The following is a 13,973-nucleotide window of genomic DNA, read 5'->3' as shown; positions in this document are numbered from 1 at the left end:
CGGAGCGAGGTTCCCGGGCGGAATCCGGGTGCCCTTCTTTGGGTACTTTCTTGGGCAAGCAAGAAAGTACCTCGCGGCGCGCTGGCGAGTCAGCGCATGGCAGGCGGCGGACCGAAGGCACCGTAAACACCAGAGGACGAACCAGGGCCAGCCACTACTAGGCAGGCGGCCAGACATAACCAACGTAAACGCGATAGCGGACAGCGGGCGATGAGCGCGTCGCGCCGTTATAATGCGCGGCTTTCGCCCATTCCGACCCGAGCGCGCCCGCGATCATGGACAAGAGCTTCGACCCCAAGAGCATCGAGCAGACCCAGTACGAACGCTGGGAGGCCGCGAACATCTTCGCGCCGCCGGAGTCGGGCGAGGCCAGCTACTGCATCCTGCTGCCGCCGCCGAACGTGACCGGCACCCTGCACATGGGGCATGCGTTCCAGCACACGCTGATGGATACCCTGATCCGCTACCGGCGCATGCACGGCGACCGCACCCTGTGGCAGGGCGGCACCGACCACGCCGGGATCGCCACCCAGATGGTGGTCGAGCGCCAGCTCTCCGCCGACGGCAAGGGCCGCCACGACCTCGGACGCGAGAAGTTTCTCGAGGCGGTCTGGGACTGGAAGGACCAGTCCGGCGGCACCATCACCCGCCAGATGCGTCGCCTGGGCGACTCGGTGGACTGGTCGCGCGAGCGCTTCACCATGGACGACGGGCTGTCCGCGGCGGTGCGCGAGGTCTTCGTGCGCCTGCATGAAGAGGGCCTGATCTACCGCGGCAAGCGCCTGGTCAACTGGGACCCGGTGCTGCACACCGCGCTGTCCGACCTCGAGGTGCTGTCGGAGGAGGAAAACGGCCACCTGTGGCACTTCCGCTACCCGCTGGCCGACGGCTCCGGGCACCTGACCGTCGCGACCACGCGCCCCGAGACGATGCTGGGCGATACCGCCGTCGCGGTGCACCCGGAGGACGAGCGCTACCGCCACCTGATCGGCCAGACGATCAAGCTGCCGCTGGTCGGGCGCGAGATCCCGATCATCGCCGATGACTACGTCGAGGCCGAGTTCGGCTCCGGCTGCGTAAAGATCACCCCGGCGCATGACTTCAACGACTACGCGATGGGCCAGCGTCACGACCTGCCGGTGATCAACATCCTGACCATCGACGCCTGCCTGAACGACAACGTACCCGAGGCCTATCGCGGCCTGGACCGCTACCAGGCGCGGCAGAAGGTCGTCGACGACCTGGACGCCCTGGGGCTGCTGGAGAAGATCGACGACCACAAGCTGATGGTCCCGCGCGGCGACCGCTCCGGCACCGTGGTCGAGCCCTATCTGACCGACCAGTGGTACGTGAAGGCCGGCCCGCTGGCCGCGCCGGCGATCAAGGCGGTGGAAGACGGGCGCATCCGCTTCGTGCCGGAGAACTGGTCGAAGACCTACTTCGAGTGGATGCGCAACATCGAGGACTGGTGCATCTCGCGCCAGATCTGGTGGGGCCACCGCATCCCGGCCTGGTACGACAGCGATGGCAACGTGTACGTCGGGCGTTCCGAGGACGAGGTGCGCGAGAAGCACGGCCTGGGCGCCGAGGTGGCGCTGGAACAGGACGAGGACGTACTGGACACCTGGTTCTCCTCCGCGCTGTGGCCGTTCTCCACCCTCGGCTGGCCGGAACAGACGCCGGAACTGCGCGACTTCTACCCGACCAGCGTGCTGGTCACCGGCTTCGACATCATCTTCTTCTGGGTCGCCCGCATGATCATGATGGGCGAGCACTTCATGGGCGACGTGCCCTTCCGCGAGGTCTACGTCACCGGCCTGATCCGCGACTCGGAAGGCCAGAAGATGTCCAAGTCCAAGGGCAACGTGATCGACCCGATTGACCTGATCGACGGCATCAGCGCCGACGACCTGGTGGCCAAGCGCACCCAGGGCCTGATGCAGCCGCAGATGGCCGCGAAGATCGAGAAGACCACGCGCAAGGCCTTTCCCGACGGCTTCCCCGCGTTCGGCACCGATGCCCTGCGCTTTACCCTGGCGGCACTGGCCACCACCGGGCGCGACATCAAGTTCGACCTCGGCCGCATCGAGGGCTACCGCAACTTCTGCAACAAGCTGTGGAACGCCTCGCGCTTCGTGCTGATGAACGTCGAGGGCCACGACTGCTCGGCCGCCGCCGACCCCGCCGAACACCGCACCCTGGCCGATCGCTGGATCCTCGACCGCCTGGCCGAAACCGCCGCGACCGCCACGCAGCAGCTCGATGCCTACCGCTTCGACCTCGCCGCGCAGACGCTGTACGAGTTCACCTGGCACGACTACTGCGACTGGTACCTGGAGCTGACCAAGCCGGTCCTGAACGACGCGGCCACCCCGGACGCGGTCAAGCGCGCCACGCGTAATACGCTGGTCACCGTGCTCGAGGCCCTGCTGCGCCTGCTGCACCCGGTGATGCCGTTCATCACCGAGGCGATCTGGACCAGTGTGAAGCCGCATGCCGGCATCGGTGATGACGTCGAGTTCCTGGTGCAGTGCCGCTGGCCGGCGCAGGACGGCTTCCCGAATGACGCCACCGCCACCGCCGAACTCGACTGGGTGAAGGACTTCATCACCGGGCTGCGCCGCATCCGCGCGGAGATGGACATCGCCCCGGGCAAGCCGCTGCCGGTGCTGGTGAAGAACTGGAGCGAGGCCGACCAGGAGCGCTACACGCGCCACCGCGGTCTGCTGGAATTCCTCGCGAAACCCGAGAGCGTCACCTGGCTGGACGCCGGCGACGAGGCCCCGGAATCCGCGCTGGCGCTGGTCGACGAGATGCAGCTGCTGATCCCGCTGGCCGGGCTGATCGACAAGGATGCCGAGCTGGCACGACTGGACAAGGAGATCGGCAAGCTCGACAAGAACCTGGAGCAAAGCGAAAAGCGCCTTGCCAATGCAAGCTTCGTCGACCGTGCCCCGGTCGAGGTGGTGCAGAAGGAACGCGACCGCGTCGCCGAAATGCACGCCACCCGCGACCAGCTCGCCGCCCAGCGCGAACGCATCCGCGCGATGTAAGGGCAGGGTCAAAGGCGGTTAACAGGAAGATGGGAAGACAAGAAGTGGTTTTGGCTGACGGGTACAGATGAACGCCGGGTCGCACCCGAGGCAACTACTACTAGTGGGCGACCTTTAAGCCCCGTCCATCTTCCAAACTTCGCATCTTCCTGTGGACCGTCTTTGACCTTCGTCAGGTGATGCGTTCGAGCATGCCGCGGTGGCGGATCAGGCGGGCGAAGCCGCGACCCACGTGATACCAGTGCAGCATCCAGGCCTCCCGTGCCAGCCGGGCCGCGGACACACGCGAGTCCAACTCGGCCGGACAGGGGCAGACGCGCAATCCCATGCCACGCGCCATCGCCGTCGACCGGGCGAGATGGAAGCGGCTGGTAATCAGCACCAGCGGCTCGTCGTCATGCGGCTCCAGCGCCAGCAGGTCACGGGCGTTGCGCAGGTTCTCCAGGGTGTGCCGGGAGGCATCCTCCGTCTGGATACGCTCGGCAGCGATGCCATAGCGGCGCAGAAACGCGGCGCCCGCGGCGGCCTCGGTCGGGCCCTGCGGGGACGTCTGCCCGCCCAGTACGAGGATCCGGGCATCGGGGTTGCGCCGCGCCAGCCGCACCGCGCGCAACAGGCGCAGGCGGTACCCCGCCCCTGGCGCCCCGGCCTCCAGTTGCTGCCCCAGTACAAGGATGCACCGGCCCCCACCAGGACAGCGAAGCCGTCGCGACCAGCGCAGGGCATGGGTCCACAGCAGCAGCCAGGAGAGGCCGCCGGTCGCCAGGATGATCAGGTTCGACAGCGCGAAGGTCGCCAGGCCATCCGCGCCGATGCGTCCCAGTCCGACCCGTGCCGCGCCCACGCGAGCCTGCTCAGGCCTCGTCTTCGGGCGTGGTGCCACCGGTGAAATGCAGCCGCGCGTTGCGCCGGCGCCGCGCCCAGAAGTGCAGGGCCCGCGGCAGGTTCAGCGCCATCTGGGTGTAGTACACAGCCTTGAAGGCGCGCAGCGACCACTGCACGCGGGTATTGCGGTAGACATCGCCGGCCAGCAGGGAGATCACCGCCTGCTCCATGCCCAGCGTGTTGCGCGGCCCCATGAACAGCTTGCGCATCACCGGACTGTTGAAGCGGTAGATCAGCCAGGAGAAGCGGCGCACGCCGCGGCGCACGTCACGCTCGAAGGCGCGCAGGTAGCGTCCGGCACGCGCCGGGCGCTCCAGGCAGCGGTCCACCGCATCGGCGGCGCGGAAGGCGCCCGACATCGCGATATACACCCCGCTGGAGAATACCGGGTCAACGAAGGTAAAGGCATCGCCCACCAGCAGGTAGCCCGGCCCGTGGGCCTGACGCGAGCGGTAGGAGAAGTTGCCGGTGGCATTCACCGGGCCGGCCAGTTCCGCTCCCTGCATGCGTTCGAACGCCGGGGGGCACAGCTTCAGGGTCTCCCACAGGAACGCCTCCGGCTTGGTCCGGCGCGTCTTCAGGTATTCCGGAAAGCACACCGCGCCCACGCTCATCGCACCGTCACGCAGCGGGATCATCCAGATCCAGCCATGCTGGAACCAGTAGATGCTGATGTTGCCGGCGTCGCGGCCCGGGCGCCGCGGCACATGGTCGAAGTGTCCGAAGATGGCCGCGCTGTTGTGCTCGGGGTTGCGCATCTTCAGGTCCAGGCGCCGCGCCAGGAAGGTATCGCGCCCGGAGGCATCGATCACGAAGTCGGCCTCGAACTCCAGCGTATTGCCACCCGCATCACGTGCGGTGACCAGCTGAGTGCCCCCCTGCGCCGGGTCGGCCAGGGCCACGTCGGAGACGGTCACCTCCTCCAGCACCCGCACGCCCAGACGCGTACTGTTTTCCAGCAGCAGGTGATCGAACTCCGAACGCCGCACCTCGTAGGCCGAGGCCGGGGTGTCGTCGTTCAGGGCACGCTCGAAGTAGTAGGTGCGCGGCGCATCGGGCGCCTCGGGTATGGTGAACTCGGCCCCGTGCTTGGGGATGCCGATGGTCGCGATCGCCTCGGCGACCCCCAGTTCCTCGAACAGCGGCATGTTCATCGGCAGCAGGGATTCGCCGATATGGAAGCGAGGATGGCGGGCCTTTTCCAGCAGCACCACATCGCGGCCCTTCTGCGCCAGACGCGAGGCAACGGTGGAACCGGCAGGACCTCCCCCGATCACCAGCACCTGACAACGACCGTCCGTTGCCATCTTCTCTTCGGGTTGTCCCAAACTCCGCCTCCAGAATTCCCATCCAGCCCGCCAGAACGGCGACCCGAACTGGTCGCGAGGGTACCACGGCCCCCCGCGTGTGAGTATCATCGGCCCCCAGCAGGGTTACCGCCGCGTGAACCGGAAGTTCGACGGCGATCACGTAACCGCACCACACCATCATCCCGGGGGGGGGAACACGTGGCATCGCAAACAGCGTTCGAACAGGAAGTCGCCCGACTGATCGTCGACAGCCTCAATCTGGAGGACATCGCGCCCGAGGACATCGAACCCGAGGACGCCCTGTTCCGTGAGGGCCTGGGCCTGGACTCCATTGATGCCCTGGAGCTGGCCCTGGCGATCTCGCGTGCCTATGGCGTCCAGATCCGCTCGGACGACGAGAACAATCGCCAGATCTTTGCCTCCCTGCGCGCGCTGAGCGCCCATATCGAGGCCAACCGAGCCGCGTCGTGAACACACCCCTCGCCGCCAGCGTGGCCCTGGGCTATCCGGTTGCGGTGGTACTCGGCGTCACCCACGGCTGGCCCCTGCTGCCGCTGAGCATGCTGGCCGCCCTGATCCTGGTGGCCAGCTGGGGGGTCCTGGCGGCCACCGGCCGCGTGCTGCTGGCGACCGGCCTCGGCGCCGGCATTGCCCTGCTCCTGGCGTTCGATGCCGGCAGCTGGCTGCTGTACACCGTGCCGGTACTGGTCATGGGCCTGCTGAGCTACCTGTTCGCGCGCTCGCTGCGGCCCGGTTCGACCCCGCTGATCACCCGCTACGCCCTGGCCATGGGCGCCTCCGACACCGCGCCGGTCCATCGCTACACGCGTCGCCTGACCCTCGCCTGGGCCCTGCTGTGCGCCACCATGGCGCTCGCCTCCGTCGCCCTGGCGCTGTTCGCCCCGGCCGGCGCCTGGGCCCTGTTTGCCAACGGCGTCAACTACCTGCTGCTGGCCGCCCTGTTCCTGCTCGAGTATCCGCTGCGCCGCTGGCTGCTGCGCAACGAACCCCGTAACGGCTTCTTCGCCTACCTGATCGAGCTGGCGCGGGCGGATCACCAGCGCATCCTGAGGCACCCGTGACGGCCGCATCCTCCGCGGAAAAGGCCACCCGCCCCCTGATGACCAGCGCCCCGACGCCGCTGGCGTACATCGGGGAGCGACCCATTACGCGTGCCGCCTTCCTTGCCGACGTTCAGGCCCTGGCCGCACGCCTGCCTGCGGCGCGCGCCGCGTTCAACCTGTGTCAGGACCGCTACCACTTTGCGGTTGCCTTTGCGGCCCTGCTGCTGCGCGGCCAGACCAGCCTGCTCCCGCCGAACCGCGGGCGCACCACCCTGGCCGAGATCGCCAGCCAGCATCCGGATGCCCACGCCCTGGTGGACGGGCCGGACGCCGAGATCGATGTGCCGATCCTGCGGGTCTCCGCCAGCGGCGAGGCCGGCGTGGCCGCGAGTCCGATCCCCGAGATCCCGGCGGACCAGACCGCGGTCCTGGCCTTCTCCTCCGGCAGCACGGGTGCGCCCACGGCCCATGCCCGCTCCTGGGGCGCGCTCGACGCCGTCACCCGCCAGGCCGTGGCGTGTTTCGAGCTGCAGCAAGGCCCGGGCCCGGTACTGGTCGGGACCGTCCCGCCACAGCACATGTACGGGCTGGAATCGACCCTGCTGTACGCGCTGCTGGGGCATGCCAGCGTCCTAGCGGAGCGTCCGTTCTATCCGGCGGACGTTCGTGCGGCGCTGTCTGCGCATGCCCCGGCCGTGCTGGTCACCACCCCCTTCCATCTGGGTGCCTGCCTGCGCGCGGGCCTGGACTGGCCGCGGCCGCAGCGCATCCTCTGTGCCACCGCGCCGCTGCCCCCGGAGACCGCCGCACAGGCCGAGCGGGTGTTTGGATGCCGCCTGGACGAGATCTACGGCTGCACCGAGGCCGGGGCCATCGCCACCCGGCGCACGACGGCGGAGACCGACTGGACCGCCTACCCCGGTGTGCAGGTGTTCGGCACCGATGCGGGCCGGGTTCGGGCGCAGGGTCCCCAGCATCCCGAGCCCGTCCCGCTTCCGGACCATATCGAGGCCCGCGACCCGCACCACTTCCGCATGGAGGGCCGCCTGGCCGATCAGCTGAATATCGCCGGCAAGCGCGCATCCCTCGCCGACCTGAATCGACGCCTGAACGCCATCCCCGGCGTGCTGGACGGCGTGTTCATTCCGCCCGCGCAGGCTGCGGATGGCGCAGGCATCGCGCGCCTGGCGGCCCTGGTGGTCGCTCCCCGGCGCAGCTCGGCCGAGATCCAGGCCGAGCTGGCCCAGTGCATGGACCCGCTGTTCCTGCCGCGCCCCCTGGTCCGTGTCGATCACCTGCCACGCTCCGCCACCGGCAAACTGCCGCGCCAGGTCCTGCTGGATCTGCTCGCCAGGCACGGCGAATGCGCCTGAGCGCAGCCCCCTGATGGTCACCCCGGTCCAGTCCGGCACCCGCCGCATCGGCGCCGACCACCCGGCGCTGCCCGGTCACTTCCCCGGCCACCCGGTGGTCCCGGGCGTGGTTGTACTGGACCAGGTCGCGGCCGTCGCACAGGCACACGGCCTGGGCTCGATCAACGCGCTGCCGCAGGTCAAGTTCCTCGCGCCGCTGGCACCGGAGACCGATTTCCGCGTCGAGATCGACCCGCCCGGGCGCGGCGGCCGCCGGGCCTTTCGGGTCATCACCGTGGATGCCGCGCCCGAGATCACCCTCTGCGCGGGCCAGCTCGTCACCGCCACACCCGCGGCATGAGTCGGGCCTGGTTCCAGCAACAGGAGCGGGGATCCCCGCTGGCCCTGCGCATCATCCTGTGGGTGGCGTTGAACCTCGGGCGCCGGGCCAGCCGCGCGCTGCTGTACCCGATCACCGCCTATTTCCTGCTGTTCGCTCCCCGCTCGCGCCACCACAGCCGCCGCTACCTGCGCCGCGTCCTCGGCCGCGAACCCGGGCTCGGCGACCTCGCCCGGCATCTGCACTGTTTCGCCGCGGTCACCCTGGATCGAGTCTTCTTTCTGGCCGGCCGCGACGACCGCCTGGACGTGCGGGTGCATCACCGCGAGGTCTTCCTGCGCCATGTCGAGAGTGGCCGCGGCGCCATCCTGCTCGGCGCCCACCTGGGCAGCTTCGAGGCCCTGCGGGCACTGGCCGTCGGCAAGCATGACTTTCCGGTCCGGGTGCTGATGTACCCGAACCACAACGAGGGCATCACGCGCCTGCTGGAGAGCCTCAATCCGGACGTCGCCGCCGCGGTCATCCCGCTGGGACGCACCGAGACCCTGATCCAGGCCCGCGAATGTCTGGACCGGGGCGAACTGGTGGCCACCCTGGGCGACCGCGTCGCGGAGAGCGACAAGATGGTCGCCTGCCGCTTCCTCGGCGACACCGCCCTGTTCCCGCAGGGCCCCCTGCTGCTCGCCGCCGTGCTCAAGGTCCCGGTGATCCTCTGCTTCGGGCTCTACCGTGGCGGCAACCGCTACGATATCGTCTTCGAACCCTTCGCCGAGACCATCGAGGCCCCGCGCGGCCAGCGCGACGAGGCCCTCGCACAATGGGTACAGCGCTACGCCGACCGCCTGGAGTCCCGGGTGCGCGAGGCCCCCTACAACTGGTTCAATTTCTATGATTTCTGGGATGAAGGCGCCCGCCGGGGGGAAACCGATCAATGAACAGGCTCGCATGGATACCCCGGCTTTCCCGCGACCCGGCGCGGCGTGCAGTGAAGGCGAGGCCTGACCTTCGTCGTGTCGCGGCCGCCCTGGCCCTCGCCACAGGCATGTGCCTGCCCATTGCCGCCCCAGCGGATGACCGTCTCGGGACGATCCTGGATACGCTCGCCCGGGACGAACCCGCGACCCTGGTGTTCGAGGAACGCCGCGACGACCCAATGCTGGAGTTCGCCGAGACCCGCACGGGCACACTGGCCTTCGAGCCCCCCGACCGACTGACCCGAGCGGTGGAGGGTCCGCGCGGCGAGACCGTGCGTATCGAGGGCAACACCCTCACCCTCGAGCGTCGCGGCTCCAGCCGCGAGATCGATCTCGACGAACAGCCGGCTCTGGCCACCCTGACCGGCCTGTTTCGGTCCCTGCTGAACGGTGACCGCGAGACGCTGGAGACGGATTTCGAGATCGAACGCACGGGAGATGCCGCCGACTGGACCCTGGAACTGACGCCGCGCGACCGCGCGCTGCGGCGCATGGTCCCCGAGCTGACCCTGAGCGGGGCCGACGGCGAACTCCGCGAACTGATCACCATCGAGGCCGGCGGCCACCACAGCCGGATGCGGTTCGAGCCACCGCAGGCCGCGGACTGAAGCATGCCGCCGCGCTCCCGGGCCGCTCTGGCGCTGTGGCTGGTCGCGCTGCTGCTGGCGGCCCTGACCCTCGGCCTGCGCGGCGAAGTGGTCACCGACCTCCAGGGCTTTGCCCCGGACCCCGTCAGCGCCAGCGGCATCCCGCTGGATGCGGGTGCCGGCCCGGCCGGGCGTACCCTGCTGCTGGCCATCGAGGGGGGTGATGCCAGAGCCCGCGCCGATGCCAGCGATGCCCTGGTGGCCGCACTGGAGGCCGCACCCGGCGTCGCGGGCATCCACAACGGCCGTCCGGACCCGGACGCGCCAAGCCTGGAACTCCTGATCGAATACCGCTACCTGCTGAGCCCCGAGATCGACGCCGGGCACTTCGAGCCGGAACGCCTGGGCAAGGAGCTGGAGGCCCGGCGCGACGATCTCTCCAGTAGCGTTCCGGCACTGCCGCGCGAGCTGATCCCGCGCGACCCCACCGGCCAGACAGCGGTTGTGCTGGAACAGCTCGGCAGCGGTGGCGGGCGCGCCGCGACCGGCCCCGGCGGCGTCTGGGTCGATCGCGACGCCGGCCGGGCGCTGCTGGTCCTGCACAGCCACGCCGAGGGCATGGATCTGGATGCCCAGGCCGAACTGATCGCGCGCACACGCGCGGCGTTCACACGTATGGCCGCGCCCGACCTGCAACTGCGCATCGCGGGGCCGGCGCAGATCGCCGTCGAATCCCGCGCCACCATCCGCACCGAGGTGGTCTGGATCACCAGCGCGGCCAGCCTGGCCCTGGCCCTGCTGCTGGCCCTGGTGTTTCGCCATCCGCACCCGGTGTGGCTGGCCGCGGTACCGCTGGCCAGCGGCATCCTGGTGGCCGCGGCGGTCGTGACCCTGGTGTTCGGTCATCTGCACGGGATCGCGCTGGCCTTCGGCATCACCGTGCTCGGGATCGCGCTGGACTATCCCCTGCACCTGTTCAGCCATGCCCAGCGTCCGCGCAGCGCCGATATCCATCAGGTGGCCCGCGAGCTGTGGCCCGCGATCGCACTCGGAGCGGGCAGCACGATACTGGTCTACGCGCTGATGGCCATGACCGGTTTTTCCGGCATGGCCCAGCTGGGCCTGTTCGTGCTCACCGGGGTCGCGGTGGCGGCCCTGGTCACACGCTGGGTTCTGCCTCCGCTGCTGCCGGCACGCCTGCGCCGCGAGGGCCTGCCCCCGCTGCGCCTGCCCCTGCCCGCCGCCCTCGCGGCGCCAGCGCCGACCGCCCGCTGGGGCCTTGCCGCGCTGGCGCTGGGCGCCCTCGGCGTGATCGCGACCGCAGACCCCTTCCCCTGGGAGGATCGCCTGTCCGCGCTGCACCCGGTGCCGGAGGATCAGGCCGCGCTTGACCAGGAGCTGCGCAGTGCGCTCGGACTCGCCGACGTGCGCCATGCCCTGCTGGTCCACGGCGACACGCCGGAGCAGGCGCTGCAGGCCAGCGAGGCGCTGACACCGGAACTGCAGGCCCTGCGGGCCGCCAGGATCCTCGACGGTTACCACCACGCCGCGCAGATCCTGCCCAGCCAGGCCCTGCAGCGCAGCCGCCAGGACGCGCTGCCGACCGCCGCCACCCTGCGCGAGCGGGTCGATGCAGCCGCAGCGGGGCTGGGCTTTCGCGCGGGCGCCTTCGAACCGTTCGTGGCCGACGTGGAGCGCGCCCGTCAGCAGACCCCGCTGGCCCCGGAAACCCTGCCCGAGGGCCTGCTGCGCAACGCCCTGGCGCCCCTGCTGCAGCCGCGCGCCGACGGGCCCGGCTGGATCGCCTGGGTGCGCCTGCGCGGGGTGCAGGATCCGGACGCCCTGGCGCGCTGGGCCGACACCCTTGCGCTGGACGGGGATCGCGTGCAGTACGTCGACTTTTTCCGCGCCTCCGCGGACCTGGTCATCGACTTTCGCAACGAGGCCCTGCAGCGTCTGGCCCTGGGCATCCTGGCCGTAGCTCTGCTCCTGCTGCTGGTGACACGAGCCCCGGGACGCAGCCTGCGCATCCTGGCCGCGGTGGGCACCGGCCTGGTGCTGACGGTCGCAACCCTGATCCTGCTGGGGGTGTCGCTGTCGCTGTTCCACCTGATCGCGCTGCTGCTGATTACCGGCCTGTGCCTGGACTACGCGGTGTTTTTCAGTCGTCCGCTCGCGGATGCCACCGCGCGCCTGCGCAACCTGCGCTCGGTCAGCGTCTGCGCCCTGTCCACACTGGTCGTATTCGGGCTGCTGGCGCTCTCCAGCCTGCCGGTGCTGCAGGCCATGGGTCTCACTGTGGTGCTGGGCGTGGTATTTTCCTTCCTCGCAGCGGCCCTGCTGGCCCCCGAGGGCCCGCCACGCGACTGATCCGACCGGCTGTCCGTTCGGCCCATCCAGCCGGTGCTGCCTCCGGCCACAACCCGCAGAAAGCCGCTTCATGGATCCCCTGGTTATCACCGCCCACACCCTGACCAGCGCCGCCGGCACCGGCCGCGCCGCCAATGCCGAGGCGCTGCGGCGATCCGCGAGCGGGCTGCGGCCCTGCGACCTGCCCGCGATCCACCTGGACACCCATATCGGTCGCGTACCCGGCGTGGAGGCGATCACCCTGGAAGGGGCACTGGCACCGTTTCTCTGTCGCAACAACCAGCTCGCCGAACTGGGGCTGCGCCAGGATGGATTCGCCGAGGCCGTGGCGGCGGCAGCCGCCCGTCACGGGCCCGACCGCGTGGCGGTCCTGCTCGGGACCAGCACCTCCGGTATCGCGGCCACCGAGGCCGCCTACCACCAACGCGACCCGCAGACCGGTGCCCTGCCGCCGGACTACGACTACCAGCACACCCAGAACATGTTCTCGCTGGCGGATTTCGTGGCCACCCGCCTCGGTCTGAACGGCCCGGCCATGGTCGTGTCCACCGCCTGTTCGTCCAGCGCCAAGGTATTTGCCGACGCCCAGCGCTTCATCGCGGCGGGGCTCTGCGATGCCGCCGTGGTGGGCGGCGTCGACAGCCTGTGCAGCATGACCCTGTATGGTTTCAACGCCCTGCAGCTGGTCGCCGCTCGGCCCTGCACACCGCTGGACCGCGACCGTGCGGGGATCTCCATCGGCGAGGCCGCGGGCTACTTTCTGCTGGAACGGGCAGGCAGCAGCCGCCATGGCCCGCGCCTGATCGGTCACGGCGAATCCAGCGATGCCCATCACATGTCCGCGCCGCACCCGGAGGGCCGCGGGGCCGCCGCCGCCCTGAACCAGGCGCTGGCACGGGCCGGCTGCCGTGCTGAAGATGTCGATTATGTGCTGATGCACGCGACCGCCACGCCGGCCAATGACCGTGCCGAGGCCCGCGCCCTGAACGCCGGCCTGGGACCGAACTGCCGGGTCGCCGGCAGCAAGGGCCTGACCGGCCATACCCTGGGTGCCGCCGGGGCCGTCGGGGTCGCGCAGGCCCTGGCCAGCCTGGACGGCCAGTTCGTGCCCCCGACGGCCGGCCTGCGCACACCGGACCCGGAACTCGGGCTGGACGCCCGCACCGAGGCCGAAGAACGCCCGGTGACCCGCGTGCTGGTCAATGCCTTCGGTTTCGGCGGCAACAACTGCAGCCTGCTCCTGGAGACCACCGCATGAACCCGATCGGCCTGTATGCCGTGGGTCTGCTGGGCCCGGGGCTGGAAGACTTCGCCAGTGCCCGTGCCGTGCTCGCGGGCGATGCCGTCCTCACCCCGGACGCGGTACGCGCCCCGCCGCCCGGTCTGCTCCCCGCCAACGAACGACGCCGTACCACCGCCACCATCCGGCTGGCGCTGAAGGTCGCGGAGGAGGCGACCGCGGACGCAGATCGCAGCCAGCTGCGCAGCGTATTTGCCTCGTCCTCCGGCGACATGGACATCATCGACCGGATCTGTGACGCCCTGACCCAGCCCGACCCGGTCGTGTCGCCGGTGCAGTTTCACAATTCGGTGCACAACGCCCCTGCCGGCAACTGGTCGATTGCGACCCGTAACCCGGCCCCGGCGACGGCCCTCTCGGGATACAACGCAAGCTTTGCCACTGGCCTGCTGGAGGCCGCGACACTGCAGCTGGCCGAGGGCGGCGAGGTCCTGCTGGCCTGTTACGACGTGCCGTCGATGGATACCTTCATCCGGGTGCGGCCCATCACCCATCCGTTCGCGGTCGCGCTGCGGCTGGGGCCGGCCTCCGGAGCCCCATGGCGCCTGACGCTGGATTTCGCACAGGGCGCCCCGGAGGACCGCTGCCTGAGCGATGACCTCGAGACCCTGCGCGACAGCAACCCGGCCGCGCGCGCGCTGCCCCTGCTGGAACAGCTGGTCCGGGGCCACGGCGGACATGTTAGGCTAAAGGCACCATTGGGCCGCTCTCTGGGTATCCGGATCGAGCCCTGACCAT

12 protein-coding genes are annotated in these 13,973 nt (G+C 69.9%); 10 read left to right on the top strand and 2 right to left on the bottom strand.

What is annotated here, in order from left to right:
- The first annotated feature begins 275 nt into the window (after positions 1-275).
- Positions 276-3,053 (top strand): valine--tRNA ligase, encoded by a 2,778-nt coding sequence (locus D000_RS0111580; RefSeq protein WP_018873691.1) that lies wholly within the window; start codon positions 276-278, stop codon positions 3,051-3,053.
- Positions 3,054-3,225: 172 nt separating this feature from the next.
- Here the strand turns inward: D000_RS0111580 and D000_RS0111575 are convergent, their stop codons facing one another.
- Together D000_RS0111575 and D000_RS0111570 are read right to left on the bottom strand one after the other, a co-directional pair.
- Positions 3,226-3,897, bottom strand: coding sequence for a YdcF family protein (locus D000_RS0111575; protein ID WP_018873690.1), 672 nt, complete (start codon positions 3,895-3,897; stop codon positions 3,226-3,228).
- A 10-nt stretch (positions 3,898-3,907) separates the two neighbouring features.
- Positions 3,908-5,245 (bottom strand): tryptophan 7-halogenase, encoded by a 1,338-nt coding sequence (locus tag D000_RS0111570; protein WP_018873689.1) that lies wholly within the window; start codon positions 5,243-5,245, stop codon positions 3,908-3,910.
- Positions 5,246-5,446: 201 nt separating this feature from the next.
- Here D000_RS0111570 and D000_RS0111565 point away from each other — a divergent pair, with 201 nt between their 5' ends.
- From D000_RS0111565 to D000_RS0111525, 9 genes are all read left to right on the top strand, one after another.
- Positions 5,447-5,719: a phosphopantetheine-binding protein gene (locus D000_RS0111565; RefSeq protein ID WP_018873688.1), complete on the top strand. Its 273-nt coding sequence runs from the start codon at positions 5,447-5,449 to the stop codon at positions 5,717-5,719.
- On the top strand, positions 5,716-6,330 hold the full coding sequence (locus D000_RS0111560; RefSeq protein ID WP_018873687.1) for a hypothetical protein: 615 nt from the start codon (positions 5,716-5,718) through the stop codon (positions 6,328-6,330). Before D000_RS0111565 ends, D000_RS0111560 begins: the two co-directional genes overlap by 4 nt.
- Before the next feature lie 38 nt (positions 6,331-6,368).
- Entirely contained in the window at positions 6,369-7,685 is a 1,317-nt protein-coding gene (locus D000_RS0111555) for an AMP-binding protein (protein WP_038047882.1), read from the top strand.
- A gap of 13 nt (positions 7,686-7,698) precedes the next feature.
- Positions 7,699-8,025, top strand: coding sequence for a hypothetical protein (locus D000_RS0111550; RefSeq protein WP_018873685.1), 327 nt, complete (start codon positions 7,699-7,701; stop codon positions 8,023-8,025).
- Entirely contained in the window at positions 8,022-8,939 is a 918-nt protein-coding gene (locus tag D000_RS0111545; protein WP_018873684.1) for a lipid A biosynthesis acyltransferase, read from the top strand. Before D000_RS0111550 ends, D000_RS0111545 begins: the two co-directional genes overlap by 4 nt.
- A gap of 107 nt (positions 8,940-9,046) precedes the next feature.
- Positions 9,047-9,586, top strand: coding sequence for a LolA-related protein (locus D000_RS0111540; protein ID WP_018873683.1), 540 nt, complete (start codon positions 9,047-9,049; stop codon positions 9,584-9,586).
- Between the two features lie 3 nt (positions 9,587-9,589).
- Positions 9,590-11,935 (top strand): MMPL family transporter, encoded by a 2,346-nt coding sequence (locus tag D000_RS0111535; protein ID WP_018873682.1) that lies wholly within the window; start codon positions 9,590-9,592, stop codon positions 11,933-11,935.
- Between the two features lie 70 nt (positions 11,936-12,005).
- A complete protein-coding gene (locus D000_RS0111530) occupies positions 12,006-13,193 on the top strand; it encodes a beta-ketoacyl-ACP synthase (RefSeq protein ID WP_018873681.1) in 1,188 nt (395 codons plus the stop codon).
- On the top strand, positions 13,190-13,969 hold the full coding sequence (locus D000_RS0111525) for a beta-ketoacyl synthase chain length factor (RefSeq protein ID WP_018873680.1): 780 nt from the start codon (positions 13,190-13,192) through the stop codon (positions 13,967-13,969). Before D000_RS0111530 ends, D000_RS0111525 begins: the two co-directional genes overlap by 4 nt.
- Positions 13,970-13,973: the final 4 nt, after the last annotated feature.

This window comes from Thioalkalivibrio sp. ALJ16 (genome assembly GCF_000377345.1).
GTDB lineage: Bacteria > Pseudomonadota > Gammaproteobacteria > Ectothiorhodospirales > Ectothiorhodospiraceae > Thioalkalivibrio.
Note: the sequence above shows the minus strand (reverse complement) of the source record. Positions and strands in the feature narration are given on the sequence as shown.